The sequence below is a fragment of the Neisseria cinerea genome, assembly GCF_900475315.1.
GTDB lineage: Bacteria > Pseudomonadota > Gammaproteobacteria > Burkholderiales > Neisseriaceae > Neisseria > Neisseria cinerea.
Genome location: NZ_LS483369.1, coordinates 1,471,064 through 1,488,899, shown reverse-complemented (window position 1 = coordinate 1,488,899; position 17,836 = coordinate 1,471,064). Strand labels below are relative to the sequence as shown.

The following is a 17,836-nucleotide window of genomic DNA, read 5'->3' as shown; positions in this document are numbered from 1 at the left end:
AAAATATCCTGTAATAATCCCGGATATTTTATTAGGGTTATTATGAAATATCAAGTGTAATTAACTTTCAGACGGCCTCCACCGCACCCAACTCCAACAACACCTGAAAACCGTCATTGATATACCGCTGGTCTGGTGCTTCGAGGAATGGGAATGCCGCCACGTCGCCCAGTTTCAACGCTGCCATGCGTAGGATGACGGCGGCGAGGTTGCTGCGGACGATTTCGGGGTCGGTGAATTCGGTGCGGCTGTTGAAATCTTCTTCTGAAAACAGTCGGATACACACGCCTGCGGAGACGCGGCCGCAGCGGCCGGAACGTTGGCGGGCGGCGGCTTGGGAGATTTTCTCTACATGGAGCTGTTCCACCTTCGCCCGTGCGGAATAGCGTTTGACGCGCGCGAGGCCGGTGTCGATGACGTATTTGATGCCCGGCACGGTGAGCGAGGTTTCGGCGACGTTGGTTGCTAACACGATGCGGCGTTTCGCGCCCGAAGGATGGAAGATTTTGTGCTGTTCGGCGTGCGACAGGCGTGCGAACAGGGGCAGGATTTCGTCGTTGCGGCGCAGCGGGGATTTGCGCAGAGCTTCGGTGGCTTCGCGGATTTCGCGTTCGCCTGGCAGAAACACCAAAATATCGCCTTCGCCGTGTCGCGCCAATTCGTCCGCCGCATCGACAATCGCGTCGGTCAGCTCGACTTCTGCATCGTCTTCGTCTTTGCTGGTCAGCGGGCGGTAGAGGATTTCGACGGGATAAGTGCGCCCGCTCACTTCCAGTACGGGCGCGCCGTTGAAGTGTTGGGAGAAGCGTTCTGCGTCTATGGTTGCCGAGGTGATGATGACTTTTAAATCGGGGCGGCGCGGCAGGAGCTGTTTCAAATAGCCCAAGAGGAAGTCGATGTTCAGGCTGCGTTCGTGCGCTTCGTCGATGATAATCGTGTCGTAGGCGGCGAGATAACGGTCGGTCTGGGTTTCTGCCAACAGGATGCCGTCGGTCATCAGCTTGACGCAGGCATCGCGCGAGGTGTGGTCGGTAAAGCGCACTTTATAGCCGACCGCGCTGCCGATTTCGGATTTCAGCTCTTCGGCAATCCGCTCTGCCACCGAACGCGCGGCCAAACGGCGCGGCTGGGTATGCCCGATCAGCCCTGCCGCCCCGCGTCCGAGTTCCAAACAAATCTTGGGTAACTGCGTGGTTTTGCCCGAACCGGTTTCGCCGCAGATAATCGTTACCTGATTCTCGGCAATGGCTTTTTTGATTTCGTCGAGTTTTTCGTGAACAGGCAGCGTGTTGTCGAATTCGGGCTTGGGCAATGCGGCCAAACGCTTCAAAAAGATTTCGTGCGATTTTCGGTATTTTTCTTCGACTTTGGACAAGCCGCCGTATTTGTTGGGATTTTTGAAGGCGGATTGCAGGAAGTGGCGGTCTTTGGAGAGGGTTTGGGAGAAATCGGGAAACATGATTGGTGCGTGTGCGGTAAAAAATATAATTATAGCAAACGCTTTGGTTGGGTTCGGGCAATATCTGGATGGGGAAATGCCGTCTGAAAACCGCATTCTGTCGTTCAGACGGCATTGTTGCTGAAGTCTCAAGCGGCGGCGGAACGGTATTCGAATCAAGGCGGTTTGCCCTGCGCCCCGTCCCGGCTGCGTGAAGGGGCGGCTGCCGGCGTTTGATCGGGGCGTTTTAATTTTCAGACGGCATTCCCGCTTTGCTGTTTGCGGTTTGCAGTCCTGCGGGCGCATTGCCGGTTTGGGCGGCGGTTTCCTGCAGCACGCGCCGGCGGAAACGCATTCCCGATGCATGGTAAAACGGCTGCGGCGAAAACTGGCGCGAAACCTGCGAAGCGAAAATGCAGGCAATCAGCATCCAAAACAGCAGGCTTTGCCCGCCGGTCATTTCCATGACGACGACGGCGGAAGTTATCGGGGATTGTGTCGCACCTGCCAGAAATGCCGCCATGCAGATGAGGACGATGATGTTTGCACCGGCAGATACGTTGGCGACGGAGGCGATGTGTTCGCCTAAGAATGCGCCTATGGTCAGCGAGGGGGTAAAGATGCCGCCCGGTATGCCCGCCCAATAGCTGAAAACGGTGGCGAGCCATTTTGCCGCAGCCAGACCGAAGGGGGCTTCGTAAATGCCGTTTAGGGCTTGGGCGGCTTCATGGTAGCCCGTACCGTAAGTCCTGCCCTGGTAAAGCGTGCCCAATGCGGCAAGCAGCAGACCCATGACAGCCGAGAGCAACAACGGATGATTGCGGACGAAGCCCCGTATTTTGCGCGGGGAAAATGCCGCCGCACCATGATAGAGCAGCCGTCCGAACAGGCCGCCCGCCGCGCCGCAAACCAGACCGGACAGTGCGACCCACAGAAAGATATGTTCCAAAACACCGCCGTTGAAGCCGGAAAAATACGGGTTGTTGCCCTGAATGGCGACCTGTATAAAACCGGAGGCGAGCACGCCCAAAAGAATCTGTCTCTCCCAGCGCAACATGATGCCGCGCCCCAGTTCCTCAATGGCGAAAATCACGCCTGCCAAAGGTGCGTTGAATGCGGCTGCCAAGCCGCCCGCCGCCCCCGCCGCCATCAAATCGTTTTCCTGCATCCCTTTGAATGCCAAACCGTGTTTTTTGCACCACGCGCCCCACGCCCCCATCACTGCCGAGCCTACCTGAACGGACGGGCCTTCGCGTCCGATGGATGCACCGAACAGCATGCCCAAAAAGGTGAGCGGGATTTTCAGCAGTGTCGGTTTGAGGCGGATCAGCCGTGTTTTTTGTGCGCCGTAGGGCAGTGACAGTGAGGCGATGACTTGGGGGATGCCGCTGCCCGATGTGTATGGCGCATATTTGCGTGTAAACCAGGTGATGGCGGGTAATCCCAGCGGCAGGGCAATCCACGCGAACCACGGGTATTTCTGAACCAGGTTGGTGTTCAGTTCCAGTGCAAAGTCGGCAAGGTGGGCGAAAAACAGCGCGGTCAGGGCAACGAGTGCCGAGCCTGCCAAGAGGAACACAAAGGCGATGCTTTTGCGCGACAGGCGGCGGGTTTGACGGATTTTGCGAGCGATGCGCCGGGGAAGCGTAGGTGTCATGACGTGTATTCCGACATTTCAGACGGCATATCCCGGTATGCCGTCTGAAACGGGTTCAAAATTCTAAAACGGGTATGATTAACGGAGCGATGAGTGCGGTCAGTACGCCGTTGAGCGTCAGCCCCAGTCCAGCGTATGCCGCCATACGCCGGCTGCGTTCGAGCGAGGCGGCAATGCCCATCGCGTGCGAAGCCGTGCCGAGCGACATTCCGACAGACGAGGGCATAACGACCGTGTTTTTCAACATTTTGTAACCGGCAATCTGCCCGACGAGGCCGGCGATGATGACGGTGGCGGCGGTAATGGCGGGAATGCCGCCGATGGAACGGGTAATTTCGATGGCAATGGGGTTTGTCACGGATTTGGAGGCAAGGGAGAGAACGACATCGCGCCCCGCTCCCAGCCATTTGGCAAAATACATTCCCGTAACGATGCCCGTAATGCTGCCTGCAAGTTGCGAAACGATGACGGGCAGCCATTGGTTGAAGATTTTTCGGCGGTTTTGGTAGAGCGGGACGGCAAGTACGACAACGGCGGGTTTAAGCCAGAAATCAATGAATTGTGCGGCGTTGTGATACACCGCGTAATCAATGTTGAGGATTTTCAGGTAGGCAATCAGCGCAACCGTGCTGATTAGGACGGGGTTGAAGAGTATGTTGCCCGTCCGCTTCCTAATGATGATGGCGAGCGCGTACGCGGCAAGCGTGAGGAAAAGCAGGATGCTCGGCTGTCTGAGGATTTCGTTCATCGGATAATACCCCGTATCCACTGGTGGACTTTGCCGGTAACGATTAGGACGCACAGCGTGCTAGCGGCGGTAGCAGTCAGTATAGGGAACCAGTCGTCGGTGATGAGGTCAAGGTAGCTGATGACGGCAACGCAGGGCGGCACGAGGAACAGCGTCAGGTTTGACATCAGCGCGTCGGTCAACTCTTGCAACCATGAAGGTTTGACCCATCCTGCCTGAAGCATGAGGAACAGTACGCCCATGCCGATAATGCTGCCGGGCAGCTTGATGCCGCTGAGGTAAACGGCAGTTTCGCCGACAGAGAGGCAGCCGAGGATGATGAGTAGTGCGCGGATGATGTTCATAGCGGGTGTCCGGATGCCGGCGTGGAATGATTTATTTTGTTAACTGTTTAATCATAACGTTATTCATGCTGTCTGAAAAGCCGGGACGCAAACGGAAAACGGCACGGATAAACCGTGCCACATGACATGTACCCTGTTCAGGCTTTGCGGTAGGGGTTGTCCAAGCCGGCAATCAGCGTGTGCAGATAATCGCGCAACTGCTGTTCGCTGCAGCCCATCAGCAACGCGTCTTCAAACGCATCCTGTGCCGTCTGGTACAGTTCGGTCATGTTTTCGGCCATTACTTTGACTTTTTCGGTACAGGATACGATCTGTCCGTCGTCATCGTACCATTTGGGCATTTCGGGCATACTCATTGCGTATTCCTTGGGAAATCAGTTTAGAAAGCGGGATGAATCGTTTTTCTTAACCCGACGGGCGAACGCATATTTACTGCTCCAATATTTGTGGCTCAGGCTGGTGATTTCGATATTTTTTCCCGTGCGCGGTGCATGGATGAAGCGGTCGTTGCCGATATAGAGTCCGACATGTGAAATCCGGCCGCCGCCGAGCGTGCGGAAGAAGACCATATCGCCGGGCTGCAGGTCGCTTCGGGAAACGGAAGAGCCCATCCGCGCCTGTTCTTCCGACGTACGCGGCAGGTTGATGCCCATCGCGCGTTTGAAGATGTGCTGCATGAAGCCGCTGCAGTCGAATCCGGTGGAGGCCGACGTACCGCCGTAGCGGTAGGCGACGCCCAAGAGTCCCATCGCATTGCCGATAAGCTCGTCGGCGGAACCTGAAGTACGGTCATTATTAGTGCGGGCGGTTTGGGTGTATTGTCCGTTTTCGGCAAACTGTTTGAGAATTTGCTCGCGGTTGCTGAGCAGGTTGGTCAACTCGTCGGCAAAGGCGGGACGGGCGGCAAATACCAGCCACAATACCGCCAGAATGACCGGCTTGAGAAAAGAATCCATATCGGTGTTTCCGCGCAGGAGGCCTCATGCCGCCATGCGATGTTATGCTGTATCAATTAAAAATATCTTGTTGATTGTATATAAAAAAACACCGGTTTGGCAAAAACTGCTTGTTAGATTGAGTTAATCTTTTGATTTTATTTGTTTTATCGGATATTTAAACGGGCATATTCTATGCATGACCTTGTTTTCGGGCAGACCGCAACCATATATCCGCCATCCGAACAATCAATCAGAGAGAATAATGAATCAAAATATCCGCCATGCCGATGTACGTACCCGTTTTATTTTTGACGATATGCCCGTACGCGGGCTGCATGTCCGCTTGGAAAACGTATGGCGGCACATCGTGAAGCAGAAAAACTATCCTTCCGCCATCCGTCGTGCTTTGGGCGAGTTGTTGGCGGCGGGTGTGTTGCTGTCGGGCAACTTAAAAAACGAAGGTGCGCTGATTGTGCAGGTTCAGGGGCAGGGGCGGCTGAAAATGTTGGTTGCGGAAGCGACTTCTGACCGTACCGTCCGTGCAACCGCGCGGTGGGACGAGGCGGCAGAAATCGGTGAAGATGAAAGTTTGGCCGACCTTTTGGGCGAGGGCGGCGTATTCGTGCTGACGCTGCAGCCCAAAGACGGCGAACCTTGGCAGGGTGTAGTGCCTTTGGAAGGCGACGGTATCGCGCAAATGTTGGTGAACTATATGAAACGTTCCGAACAGCTTGATACGCACATCGTCCTGTCTGCAAGCGACGAAGCGGTGGGCGGTCTGCTGGTGCAGCGTCTGCCTGAAGAGGTGTTGGATGAAGAGGCATGGGAACACGTTAGTACGCTGGCGCGCACACTGACGGCGGGCGAGCTGGCAGAATTGGATGCGCAACATGTTTTGTACCGCCTGTTCCACGAAACACCGCCGCGCGTATTCGAGCCGGAAACGTTTGAATTTTCATGTACCTGTTCTCGGGGCAAGGTCAGCGATATGCTGTTGATGCTGGGCGGGGAAGAAGTCGGCAGCGTGGTGGCGGAACAAGGCAGCATCGAGATTGATTGCGACTTCTGCCACAGCAAATATGTGTTTGACGAAACCGATGTCAATGCGCTGTTTGGTGCGGATGTGGTCGGCGTTGCCCGAGAGCAGTCCCGACATACCGTCCAATAATCTTGTGTAACAACAAAGATAAATAGTGAAATGCCGTCTGAAAATCCCCACAGGGTGTTTCAGACGGCATTTTCATGTGTTTCAGACGGCATTTAAAGTAGGAACAGGGTTGCGAGACCCAAGAAAATCAGGAAGCCGCCGGAGTCGGTAACGGCGGTAATCAGTACCGAACTGCCCAGTGCGGGATCGCGTCCGAACTTATCCATAATGACGGGAATCAGTACGCCAACCGTTGCCGCCAGCAGGAGGTTGAGCGTCATCGCGGCAACCATGACCAAGCCGATGCCGAGGCTGCCGTAGAGCAGCCATGAAACCGCGCCCATGACGGTTCCCCAGATAATGCCGTTGACCAAGGCGACGCCGACTTCTTTTTTCAACAAGCGCCCCGCCTGCATTCCCGTCAACTGCCCCATCGCCATCGCGCGGACAATCATGGTGATGGTTTGGTTGCCGGAGTTGCCGCCTATGCCGGCGACGATGGGCATCAGTGCGGCGAGAGCGACGATTTTTTCGATACTGCCTTCGAATGCGCCGATGACGCGGCTGGCAAGGAAGGCGGTACAGAGGTTGACGGCAAGCCACATCCAGCGGTTTTTCACCGAATCCCACACGGGTGCGAACAAATCTTCTTCTTCCTGCAAACCCGCCATGTTCAGGATATCTGCTTCTGATTCTTCTCGGATGACGTCGACCATTTCGTCGATGGTTACCCTGCCGATGAGTTTTTTGTTTTCATCGATGACGGGCGCGGTTACCAAGTCGTAGCGTTCAAATGCCTGCGCGGCCTCTTCCACATCGTCTTCGGCACGGAAACGTACGATATCCCTTGCCATTACGGTTTCTACCAAGTCTTCGGGATCGGCGACTAGGAGTTTGCGTATGGGCAGTACGCCCTGTAAAACATCGTTTTCATCAACCACGAAGATTTTATCCGTGTGGTCGGGCAGGCTGTCGAAACGGCGCAGGTAACGCAGTACCACTTCGCAGGTTACATCGGCACGGATGCTGACCAGTTCGAAGTCCATAATCGCGCCAACCTGATGGTCTTCATAAGACATTGCCGCTTTGACTTGCGCACGCTCTTCTTCATCGCGCGTTTGCAGCGCTTCGTAAACCACTTGGTGTGGCAGGTCGTCTGCCAGCTCCGCCAATTCGTCCGCATCCAAGTCGTCGACCGCTGCCAACAGCTCGTCTTTGTCCATCGACTCGATCAGTGTTTCGCGGACTGCATCGGACACTTCCAGCAAGACTTCGCCGTCGTCTTCCGGTTTGACCAAAATCCAGACAATATTACGTTCGCGCGGCGGCAGCGATTCCAATACCGCCGCCACGTCGGCCGGGTGCAATTCGTTCAGAAGGACGGTCAGTTCGGTGAATTTGTCGCGCAACGCCTCATCCTCAATCGGCACACCTTCCTCAATTTGCGGGAAGGCTGGCGAGAGGATTTCGCACAGTGCGTGGATACGGTCGAAATCGGCGGAAACGCGCTCTACGTCGTTTTCGATACCGTTGTTTTCAAAGTTCGGAGGGGTTTGTTCGATGCTCATAAATGCTCCGCCCGCCGTGCGCGGGGAGGCATTTCGGCGGGATGGTTATTGTCGGTTGGAAGTGCGGGGTGCGTTTGGTAAAAACGGACTGGGAAGATCCATGATAAAAGCCTGACAGGGCAGGCACAGAGTCGGAAACGCCGCTATTTTACTCTCTTTTGTCGGAAACGGCTTGCTATTTTTAACGTAAATGCCGTCTGAAACGCGGAGTTTCAGACGGCATTTTCACCGGCTTGTTACCAGTTGTAGCCTATTTTGATTCCTGCCTGTTTGTGGCGGGCGGTGTTGCTGTCTTTGCCGTAAGCGGCATGAAGTTTGGCGTTCCAGCCTTTGTATCCGGCGTCGATTTGCAGGGTATGCAGTGTGCCGTGGGCGGCTTGCTGCAGTAAGGTACGGTCGTTGACGCTGAGGGCGGAGCCACTGTTTTGGCGGGTATGGTAGTAATCGCTGCTGAAGGCGGGGGTCAGCTTGGCTTGACCCAGTTCGACGGTTTTATCGAGACGGATGCCGGCATGCCATGTGGTTTGGATTTGCGCCGGGCTGTTTATCTCTGCACCGTCGAGTACGTACTGGTTGCCGTTGCTGCGGTTTATACGGATGCCGGCATAGGGTCTGAGGTTGATGCTGGTATCGATTTTGATGCCGGTGTTGATGCCCGCATCCCATGCGTGGCGGCGGACGGCAGCCCCGTCATAATCGGTAAATCGGGTACGGCTGTTGCTGTAGCCTAAATCTGCCGCGGCAAAGAGTGCGCCGTTTTCCCCTTTGACGAACAGATGTGCGCCGTTGCTGCGGTTTTGGGCGGATACGCCTTCATCAAAACGGTTGTTTGTACGCTCATCGGTCAAAATCGTACCGACACTGAGACGGTCGGTGATGCCGGTTTGGATGCCGATATGTGTATAGTCGGTAGTCTGTTGGTAGGGACGATGTGTGCCGCTATGGTAGTCGGTTTGTTGCGTACCGGTTTCCAGCCAGATGTTTTGCTGTTGCGGATCGGTAAGGTGGCGGTCGATGCGGCGTCCCGCCTGTTGCCGGCCGGTATTGTAGGCGGCCTGTTCGGAAACGGCGGTGTTGGCCGACCGGCTGATCAGTTCGGCCTGGTTCGGCATACGGATGTCGGCAACGCCGGTTTCCAAACTGTGGATTTGTCGGGACAGACGGTTGAGTGCGTTCAGGTAGGCGTGCCGGGCTGTTTCGACGGCTTGCGCATCGCCGCCTTGCTGTGCTTTGTCAAGTTCGGATTCGGCCATTTCTACACGTTCTATGTACGTATCCAGTTCGGTTTCGAAGAGTGTCAGGTCGTTCGTGTTGGCGGCTTTGGCAACCTGACGGCAGATGTCGGCACTGTATCCTTGTGCGGCACACAGGTTTTGGGCACGCGTCAGAATGCTGGTCAGCGGGTCTGTCTGTTTCAATTGGGTGGACAGATATTGGACTTGGCTGTCGATGCGGGCAAGTTCGGTTTGACTGTTCTGCCAGGCCTGTAGTGCCTGCCTAGTCGCGTCAGCGTCATTTTGAGCCTGTCTGCTGATGTCGGTTGCCTGTTGTTGGCGGCTGTGGAGGGTATTTTGCAACCGGATATATTGCCCGTAGATTGAGCGCCGTTTGAGCGTACGGGAGCGGTTGGTCCGGTTGTATTCGGCTGCGGTCTGGTTGAAGTTTTGCTGCAGTTGGTTGATTTCCCGGTTGATTTGGGCCAGTCTGCCTTCACTGCCGTTTTGGTTGGTTTGAGCCTGTTGGTGGATATGCTGCAGCCGTTCGGTTTCTTGTTGTTTGAGGGTAAGTTTGGCGTGTAATTTGTCGTATGCCCGTTGGTTGCGCTTATGTTCCGCACGCGTGGCTTCAATTTGAAGTTCGGCCTCTTTGAGCGGGTTATACAGGCTGTATCCGTTGTTGTTTTTGCGGAGGATGTAGCGGTAGGCACCCAAATCGGCATAGCCGTTTTGTAGGGTGAATCGGGCTTGGTGGCTGTGTTTCGGGTTGAGGCTCACAAGTGCAAGCGATTCGGTTGTTTGAGGTTCTTGTCCGGTGTTTCTAACGTGGATTTGGAATGCGCCGCGGCTGTTCCCTTCTAGTTTGAGGAGGTCGTTTTGTTTTCGGACGATGTCGGTCAGGAATCGGAATGTGCCGAATCCGTCAAGTGTGCCGTTGACGGTCAGCGTGTTGAAGCGGTTGTTGTGTGTATTGTTGGCGAAATCGGGGTTCAGGGTGATTTGTGCGCCGTCAAGCGTCAGTGCGCCGGTGTGGCTGGACTGGGAAAGTGTCCAGTTGCTGTCTGCTTCCATACGGACTGCGGTGTCTTTGCCGGCACGGATGCTGCCGTACAGGTGTGCTTTGCCCAGGCGGAGCTCTGAACGGTCGTTAAGGGTAATGTCGCCGCGTACTTGCGTTGTAGGTAGTGCACGATAGTTTTCGGCTTTTAAAACGGCGTTGGGTGTGCAGTGGGTGCTGCCGCTATGGTAGGAACGGTAGCATTCCGGTGTTTTGCCTTGGGTAAAGCCGAGGTCGATGCCGGACAGATCGTATGCGGTTATGTCGCCGTCCAGATGCGCGGTATTGCGCCCTGCCGTCAGTCGGGCATGGTTTCTGAGGGTGAAACGCGCAGCCTTGAAGCTACCGTCGGTCCATTCGTTTTCAAGAATGGGTTCGCGTTTGGCCTGGTGGTCGTAGGCATGGGGTACGGGTCTGCCTGACACAATCATATTGCCGCCCTCAATCAAGACTTCACCGTTAAGGTTCATGCCGCCGTTGAGCAACAGCGTGCTGTCGGTGCGTTTGGGACGGTAGTGCAGGTTGAGTGCCCCGTTGTAACGGTATTCAGGCCGTCCGTATACGGCGGCATTTGCGATATGGCGGGTTTTTTCTATGGCTGCTTCGCGGTCATGTCCGAGAAATTCCCAGTCTTGGGTGCTGTAGGCATCCCATGGGAAGTAGGCGCCGGGGTTACCGCCTTCTTTGAGGCGGTAATAGTCGGTACGCCTGCCACTGTGCGGGTTGACGTATTCGTATAGAGCAAGGGCTTGTGTGGGGTGTTTGGACCATTGCACCCATTCGATATTGGTTTTGCTGTAACTCGGTGCGGCTTTGCCCGTTTGCGCGTTCTCACCCAAGTATCCGCCGAAGGTAATCAGGTCGGGGCGGGCATTTTCGGCTTGGGCGACTTGTTTGGCGGCCTGTTGCCTGTTGTTGCCGACAAATTGCCAGCTTGTTGAGTTTTCCATATTTAACGGGAAAAATTCGCGCGGGTTGCCGCCGGGTTTGAGTATGAAGTAGTCGGTCCGACGGTTGCGGTGCGTGTTGATGTATTCGTAAACCGCCGCGTTGCCTTGCGGACGGTTGCCCCATTTCACCCACTCGACATGGTCGGGACTGAGGGCGGGGTTGCCGGTCAGCGTCAGTGTCGCGGCTTGGTCAGGGTTGTGGTTGACGATTTGCGCGCCGCCGTCCGCATGGCGGATATGGGTAAAGGCAAGGTTGTTGCCGTTGAGGTCGAGCCGTCCGCCCCTGAAGCCGAAATAGAGGTTTTCGGGTTTGATTTGCCGGCTGTCGGCGAGGACGGCCGTGCCCCTGCCGCTGGTGATGCCGACTTGGTTGAATGCTTGTTTGCTGCCGTCTGAAGCGGCTTTTTGGGCGAGTACGACAGTGCCTTCCCCGATGCTGATGTCGCCCTGGTTGATGCCTTGTCCGTTGGCGATAAGCGTGCCTGCGCCCAGTTTGGAGAGCCGGTCGCCTTTGGGGTTGCTGACTTGCCAGAAGACGCGTTTGCCGTCGGCTACGATAACGCCTGCACCTTGCCATGTGCGGTTTTTACCGACAACGGTGAAGTTGCTGTCGAACTGCAATGCGCCTGCGCCTTGGTTGATATTGTCTGCCAGTATCAGTGTTTTGTTGTCGAACTTGCTGGATAGGATGAGCGTTTTGCCGGCATCTTCAGACGGCATGTGCCTGCTGTCGTTTTGTGGGGCAAGCGAAGGGTTTGCAATGGGCAGGGTGATGCGTTCGTTGAGCCCTTGCAGGGTGCTGCGGCCCTTGCCGCTGTCGCGCCATATGAGTTCGTTGGTGGTCAGCCCGACATCCAGCCGGGTTTCGTATTGGCGGATGGTGGAACGGATGAATTCGGGTTGGGTGACGATGTAGTTGTTGAAGAAGTTGTCGAAGCCGGTGTAGGTGCCGAGTACGCCCGCAAGCACCCAGCGGTTTTCATACTTGTCGAAAGCGAACAGGGGGGAACCGCTGTCTCCGGGGATTGCGTAGGTGTTAAGGGGTTGGTCGGTCAGGCTGCCGCCGACGCGTAAACCGTGGTTTTGGGAACCCAATACTTTTAGCGCTGTGCCGCCGGTCAGGTATTGGTATGCCGGAGCGGTTTGTGTGCGCGTGCCGTTTGCTTTACGGACTTGTTGCGTGCCCGAGCCGAGCCGTACAAAGTAGGGGAAGCGGTCGGTATCAAGGTAGGCATTGGTCTTTGGCTGGCCGTTTCCAAGCAAGGGTACGCTGCTGAGTGCGGCAGGTGAGATTTCGGTAACCAGTTTGTTGAGGCGGGGAAGGTGGTAGTCGTAGCCAGGGTGCGGGTTTCGTGATATGAGGCGGTAGGTATAGGCTTGTTCTTCGGGATTTTGGGTGTCGTTGCCGAATTGTATGGAACCGTAGCCGGAGTTGTGTTTGACGCTGTTAACGTATTGGGGGTGAACCAGGGTGGCGATGGCGGTTTGGCGGTTGCTGACGCGGAAGTCGGGCATGGGGATGCCGTTGAGAACCCTGCCTAATATTTTGCCTTGCTTGTCTCGGATGGAAATATTGCTTGCACCTACGGAGAATGCACCTTTATTTTCGGCAAAGTCGCGAAAATATTGGTAATCGACATCGCTGCGGACAATGGATGAGTAAGCAGGGGAAACGGCAAAAAGACCGAGGGTGGACAATACGGAATAAAACGGGGTGGTGTGTGTGAAGCGCATGATGATTATCCGTGTAATAGAGAAAATCAACGATTCTTGCGGGTAAGAATCACCGGCCCCGTTTTGTGCTGGATTTATATTGTATATTTTGTTTTTGTTTGATTATAAGGGAACGGCGTCCTTTCGTCTATTGGTGATGATTGTATGATTTTATTTAAGATTTTAATAAAAATCCTAGGAATGGCTGCGTTTTCCTGTTGTTTTATTTCGTCCGGTATCGGTTTTTAAGTTCACGCAGTGCGATAAAGGTATCGAGGCTGCTGTTTAACGTTTTCCCGCTCAATGCCTCGACGCGGGCCCTGACGTGCGGCAGGTCGACGCGCAAAAACGGATTGATGCGGCGTTCATGTGCGAGGGTAACGGGCAGGGTTGGCGTATGCGCCGCCGCCTTCAATGCCGCCTGAATGTCGGCGTTGTCCGGCTCGATATGGGCGGCAAAATCTAGGTTGGCGGCGGTGTATTCGTGTGCCGGGTAGAACAGGGTGCCTTCGGGTAATTGGTTGAACCGTTGGAAGCTGTCGTAAAGCTGTTCGACCGTACCGGTGAACACGCGTCCGCAGCCGGCGGAAAAAAGGGTGTCGCCGCAAAAGACGTGTATGCCGTCTGAAGTTTCCATGAGGTAGCTGATGTGGCGGTCGGTATGGCCCGGGGTTGCCCAAACGGTGATTAACCCTTCGCCGAAGGTAAATTGGGTGCCTGCGGTTACGGTGTGGGTTGCTGCTTCGATGTCGGTTTCACCGTAAATGGGCGATTCCATGTAGCCGCGCCACAGTGCGGCAGCACCGCCCTCGTGGTCGGGGTGGGGGTGAGTTACCCATGTTTGGGCAAGCATGAGTCGGTTGCGTACGAGGAATTCCAATACGGGTGTGGGGTCGGAGGGATCGACGCAGACGGCATGGTTGCCTTCCTGTATCATCCAAATGTAGTTGTCGGTCAAGGCTTTGACGGGTGTGATTTTCATGAGTGTTCCTCGGTGGAAGGATACCGTTTAAAGGATGGTATGCCATAATGCCGTCTGAAATATTCTTCAGACGGCATTGGTTTGAGTTGATTGGGGCGGTTAGCCCAAAGCTTTTCTTGCGCCGGCAAAGAGGCGGTACCAGCCGGATAATTCCATCCAGTCTTCCGGTTTCCAGCTCATTTGTGCGGCGCGGTACACGCGTTCGGGGTGGGGCATCATGATGGTAACGCGGCCGTCGGCGTTGGTCACACCGGCAATACCTTGAGGCGAGCCGTTGGGGTTGAGCGGATAAGTTTGGGTCACTTGGTTTTGACCGTCCACATATTGCAGCGCAATGCCCAAATCAGCAGAAATGTTGCCGCCGTGAAGCGTGAAGTCGGCGCGGCCTTCGCCGTGGCTGACGACGACAGGCAGGCTGGAGCCTTGCATTTCGTTCAGAATCAGCGACGCGGATTTCGGAACATGAACCATGCTCAGGCGCGCTTCAAACTGTTCGCTCAAGTTGCGTTTGAATTTAGGCCATGCTTCTGCGCCCGGGATAATCTCGGCAAGGTTGCTAACCATTTGACAGCCGTTGCACACGCCCAATGTCAGTGTATTCGGATCGACAAAGAAGGCGGCGAATTGGTCGCGTAGAGCAGGGTGAAACAGAATCGATTTCGCCCAGCCTTCGCCTGCGCCGAGTACGTCGCCGTAGCTGAAACCGCCGCACGCCGCCAGCATTTTGAAGTCGGCAAGGTGGACGCGGCCTGCCATCAGGTCGGACATATGCACGTCGTAGGCATCGAATCCGGCGCGGGTGAAGGCGGCGGCCATTTCGATTTGCCCGTTCACGCCCTGTTCGCGCAGGATGGCGATTTTGGGTTTCGCGCCGCTGTTGACGAAAGGCGCGGCGCTGTCTTCGTTCACGTCAAACTTCACGTCGGCAAACAATGCGCTGCGGTCGTTGTCGCCAATCAGGGCAAACTCGCTATCGGCGCAGGCAGGGTTGTCGCGCAGTTTCTGAATGGCGTGGCTGGTTTCCTGCCATGCGCGTTGCAGGTCGGCGCGGGTTTGTTCTAGGAAATAACCGTAACCAAAGAAAGAAATAGATTCATTGTCAAAATCAGGAGAGCCAATCCAGCTTACTGCATCGATTAAGTTGGCTGCTTTAAATGCTGCATCAACGTAATCTCTATCTTTTTGGCGAATTTGGATAACCGCACCTAATTCTTCATTGAATAAGATTTTAATGGCGGCATGATTATAAAGTTCGTCAGATAAGTCTTCGGCAGGGTCGCCTTGGAAATCTGGGTGATGAATCGGCAGGAATTTATCCATCAGGCAATCTATATCGGCACTGATACCGCAACGCCCCGCAAACGCCATCTCCGCCAGCGTCGCAAACAAGCCGCCGTCGCTGCGGTCGTGATACGCCAAGAGTTTGTCTTCAGCGACAAGCTGCTGAATCACGCCGTAAAAGTCTTTCAGACGACCTGTATCGTCCAAATCGGGCGCGTCGCCGCTCATATTGTTATAGACCTGACCGAACGCCGAGCCGCCCATACGCGCTTTGCCGAAGCCCAAATCGACAAACAGCAATACGCTGTCTTCGACGTTTTTCAATTCGGGCGTAACAGTCTTGCGTACGTCTTGAACTGGCGCGAACGCGGAGATAATCAGGCTCAACGGTGAAACGACGGATTTTTTCTCTTCGCCGTCCTGCCAAACGGTTTTCATCGACAGGCTGTCTTTGCCCACGGGAATGCTCAAATCCAATGCCTGACAGGCTTTAGAAACCGCTTCGACGGTACGGTAGAGTTTTTCGTCTTCGCCTTCGTTACCGCATGCCGCCATCCAGTTGGCGGAGAGCTTGATATTGCCGATGTCGCCGATGTTGACCGCCGCGATGTTGGTGATGGCTTCGCCGACACACATTCTGCCTGAAGCGGGCGCGTCAAACAGGGCGACGGTTGGTTTTTCGCCCATAGACATTGCTTCGCCGCGATAGGTGTTGAAGCCCATCATGGTAACGGCGCAGTCGGCTACGGGGGTTTGGTATTTGCCGACCATTTGGTCGCGGTGGGTCATGCCGCCGACACTGCGGTCGCCGATGGTAATCAGGAAGTTCTTGGCAGCTACTGTAGGCAGACGCAGAACACGGTAGGCGGCTTCGGTAATGTCGATATCGCCGGCGTTAAACGGTTTTTCAGATGGCGTAACTGTTTTGTCGGTACGCGTGGTTTTAGGCGGTTTGCCGAGCAAAACGTTCAGCGGCAAATCGACAGGGTTGTTGGAGAACAAGTCGTCGCGTACTTTCAAATGACCGTCGTCGGTTGCCGTGCCGACTACGGCAAACGGGCAGCGTTCGCGTTCGCAGATAGCGCGGAAGGTCTCCAAATCTTTTTCCAAAATCGACAACACATAACGCTCTTGTGATTCGTTACACCAAATCTGCAATGGATTGAGGCCGTGTTCTTCCAGAGGCACTTCGCGCAACTTGAATACCGCGCCGCGTCCGGCATCGTTGACGAGTTCGGGGAAGGCGTTGGACAAGCCGCCTGCACCGACGTCGTGGATGGAGATAATCGGGTTTTTGTCGCCAAGCTGCCAGCAACGGTCGATGACTTCTTGCGCGCGGCGTTCGATTTCGGGGTTGCCGCGTTGTACGGAGTTGAAGTCTAAAGATGCGTCGTTTGTGCCGGTGTTCATGGAAGAAGCCGCGCCACCACCCAAGCCGATGAGCATACCCGGGCCGCCCAGTTGGATCAGCAATGCGCCTTCTGGGATTTCATCTTTGTGTGTCTGCTGTGCCTGAATGCTGCCCAAGCCACCGGCAATCATAATCGGTTTGTGATAGCCGCGAACCTGACCGTCGAACTTCTCTTCAAAAGTGCGGAAGTAGCCCAAGAGGTTCGGACGGCCGAATTCGTTGTTGAACGCCGCGCCGCCGATGGGGCCTTCAATCATGATGTCTAAAGGGGAAGCAATATGGCCGGGTTTGCCGTAGGCTTGTTCCCAAGGCTGCTCCAAGCCCGGAATATTCAGGTTGGAGACGGTAAAGCCGGTCAAACCTGCTTTCGGACGTGAGCCTTTACCTGTTGCGCCTTCATCGCGGATTTCACCGCCCGCGCCCGTCGCCGCGCCCGCAAACGGCGCGATGGCTGTCGGGTGGTTGTGCGTTTCCACTTTCATGATGATATGCGTGTCTTCCTCATGGAAACGGTAGCCTTGGTTTTCCGCTGCATTCGGATAGAAACGCTCGATTTTCGCGCCTTCAATCACGGACGAATTGTCTTTATAGGCAACGACTGTGCCTTCGGGATGTGCGTTGTGCGTGTCGCGTATCATACCGAAGAGCGATTTCGGCTGTTTTTCGCCGTTGAGGATGAAATCGGCGTTGAAGATTTTGTGGCGGCAGTGTTCGCTGTTTGCCTGCGCGAACATCATCAGCTCCACATCGGACGGATTGCGCTGCAAAGCCTGATAGTTTTCAACCAGATAATCTATTTCGTCGGCGGAGAGTGCCAAACCCATTTCGGTATTGGCTTTGACCAAAGCCTCTTTACCGCCGCCCAAAACATCGACGCTGGAGAAGGTTTCGGATTCGAGATGGTGGAATAATTTGGAGGCCGTCTGAAAATCGGGCAATACGGATTCGGTCATGCGGTCGTGCAGCAAAGCCGCCCATTGCTGTTTCTGTTCATCATTCAGACGACCTTCCAGCCACACCGCCATGCCGCGCTCGATGCGCTCTATGCCTTCCAAACCGCAGTTTTCCGCGATATTGGTTGCCTTGGAAGCCCACGGCGAAATCGTACCCAAACGGGGCGTTACCAAAAATAAATGCAAGCCCTCGCGCGCTTCGGGCGTTTCTTTAACGCTTTGCGCCGCCAACAAGGCTTGCAGTTTTTCGACAGTCGCAGCATCCAATGCTTTCTCGCTGCCGACAAAATACCAAAATTCGCTTTTCAGTTTCACTTCGGGCAGACCGAGTACGGCCGCTTTTTGCAAGAGTTTTTCAACACGGAAATCGGAAAGGGCGGTAACGCCGCGCAAGGGCAAAACAACAGACATGATTCAGCTCACAAATGCGGT

11 protein-coding genes are annotated in these 17,836 nt (G+C 55.1%); 1 reads left to right on the top strand and 10 read right to left on the bottom strand.

Annotation, left to right across the window (positions count from 1 at the left end):
- Positions 1 to 67 precede the first annotated feature (67 nt).
- The 6 genes from hrpA to DQM57_RS07695 form a co-directional block, all read right to left on the bottom strand.
- Positions 68 to 1,459, bottom strand: coding sequence for an ATP-dependent RNA helicase HrpA (gene hrpA / locus DQM57_RS07720; protein ID WP_111727433.1), 1,392 nt, complete (start codon positions 1,457 to 1,459; stop codon positions 68 to 70).
- A 226-nt stretch (positions 1,460 to 1,685) separates the two neighbouring features.
- Positions 1,686 to 3,095, bottom strand: a complete 1,410-nt coding sequence (locus tag DQM57_RS07715) for a chloride channel protein (protein WP_111727432.1) — start codon at positions 3,093 to 3,095, stop codon at positions 1,686 to 1,688.
- A gap of 55 nt (positions 3,096 to 3,150) precedes the next feature.
- Positions 3,151 to 3,843 (bottom strand): LrgB family protein, encoded by a 693-nt coding sequence (locus DQM57_RS07710; protein WP_111727431.1) that lies wholly within the window; start codon positions 3,841 to 3,843, stop codon positions 3,151 to 3,153.
- Positions 3,840 to 4,187 carry a CidA/LrgA family protein gene (locus DQM57_RS07705; protein ID WP_111727430.1) on the bottom strand — a complete coding sequence of 116 codons (348 nt, stop codon included), beginning with the start codon at positions 4,185 to 4,187 and terminating at the stop codon, positions 3,840 to 3,842. Before DQM57_RS07705 ends, DQM57_RS07710 begins: the two co-directional genes overlap by 4 nt.
- A gap of 137 nt (positions 4,188 to 4,324) precedes the next feature.
- Positions 4,325 to 4,543, bottom strand: coding sequence for a hypothetical protein (locus DQM57_RS07700; RefSeq protein WP_003678298.1), 219 nt, complete (start codon positions 4,541 to 4,543; stop codon positions 4,325 to 4,327).
- 18 nt (positions 4,544 to 4,561) lie between these two features.
- On the bottom strand, positions 4,562 to 5,143 hold the full coding sequence (locus tag DQM57_RS07695; protein ID WP_167395564.1) for a C40 family peptidase: 582 nt from the start codon (positions 5,141 to 5,143) through the stop codon (positions 4,562 to 4,564).
- Between the two features lie 244 nt (positions 5,144 to 5,387).
- Here DQM57_RS07695 and hslO point away from each other — a divergent pair, with 244 nt between their 5' ends.
- A complete protein-coding gene (gene hslO, locus DQM57_RS07685) occupies positions 5,388 to 6,293 on the top strand; it encodes an Hsp33 family molecular chaperone HslO (protein ID WP_111727429.1) in 906 nt (301 codons plus the stop codon).
- A 92-nt stretch (positions 6,294 to 6,385) separates the two neighbouring features.
- Here the strand turns inward: hslO and mgtE are convergent, their stop codons facing one another.
- From mgtE to purL, 4 genes are all read right to left on the bottom strand, one after another.
- Positions 6,386 to 7,840 carry a magnesium transporter gene (gene mgtE, locus DQM57_RS07680; RefSeq protein ID WP_111727428.1) on the bottom strand — a complete coding sequence of 485 codons (1,455 nt, stop codon included), beginning with the start codon at positions 7,838 to 7,840 and terminating at the stop codon, positions 6,386 to 6,388.
- Between the two features lie 236 nt (positions 7,841 to 8,076).
- On the bottom strand, positions 8,077 to 12,798 hold the full coding sequence (locus DQM57_RS09690) for a S6 family peptidase (protein ID WP_197711720.1): 4,722 nt from the start codon (positions 12,796 to 12,798) through the stop codon (positions 8,077 to 8,079).
- 202 nt (positions 12,799 to 13,000) lie between these two features.
- On the bottom strand, positions 13,001 to 13,759 hold the full coding sequence (gloB, locus tag DQM57_RS07665; protein ID WP_111727427.1) for a hydroxyacylglutathione hydrolase: 759 nt from the start codon (positions 13,757 to 13,759) through the stop codon (positions 13,001 to 13,003).
- A gap of 99 nt (positions 13,760 to 13,858) precedes the next feature.
- On the bottom strand, positions 13,859 to 17,815 hold the full coding sequence (gene purL, locus DQM57_RS07660) for a phosphoribosylformylglycinamidine synthase (protein ID WP_111727426.1): 3,957 nt from the start codon (positions 17,813 to 17,815) through the stop codon (positions 13,859 to 13,861).
- Between the last annotated feature and the right edge of the window lie 21 nt (positions 17,816 to 17,836).

Bases quoted from the DNA above. Each gene is read 5' to 3' on its own strand.
- hrpA (WP_111727433.1), bottom strand. From the start codon at position 1,459: ATGTTTCCCGATTTCTCCCAAACCCTCTCCAAAGACCGCCACTTCCTG.
- DQM57_RS07715 (WP_111727432.1), bottom strand. From the start codon at position 3,095: ATGACACCTACGCTTCCCCGGCGCATCGCTCGCAAAATCCGTCAAACC.
- DQM57_RS07710 (WP_111727431.1), bottom strand. From the start codon at position 3,843: ATGAACGAAATCCTCAGACAGCCGAGCATCCTGCTTTTCCTCACGCTT.
- DQM57_RS07705 (WP_111727430.1), bottom strand. From the start codon at position 4,187: ATGAACATCATCCGCGCACTACTCATCATCCTCGGCTGCCTCTCTGTC.
- DQM57_RS07700 (WP_003678298.1), bottom strand. From the start codon at position 4,543: ATGAGTATGCCCGAAATGCCCAAATGGTACGATGACGACGGACAGATC.
- DQM57_RS07695 (WP_167395564.1), bottom strand. From the start codon at position 5,143: ATGGATTCTTTTCTCAAGCCGGTCATTCTGGCGGTATTGTGGCTGGTA.
- hslO (WP_111727429.1), top strand. From the start codon at position 5,388: ATGAATCAAAATATCCGCCATGCCGATGTACGTACCCGTTTTATTTTT.
- mgtE (WP_111727428.1), bottom strand. From the start codon at position 7,840: ATGAGCATCGAACAAACCCCTCCGAACTTTGAAAACAACGGTATCGAA.
- DQM57_RS09690 (WP_197711720.1), bottom strand. From the start codon at position 12,798: ATGCGCTTCACACACACCACCCCGTTTTATTCCGTATTGTCCACCCTC.
- gloB (WP_111727427.1), bottom strand. From the start codon at position 13,759: ATGAAAATCACACCCGTCAAAGCCTTGACCGACAACTACATTTGGATG.
- purL (WP_111727426.1), bottom strand. From the start codon at position 17,815: ATGTCTGTTGTTTTGCCCTTGCGCGGCGTTACCGCCCTTTCCGATTTC.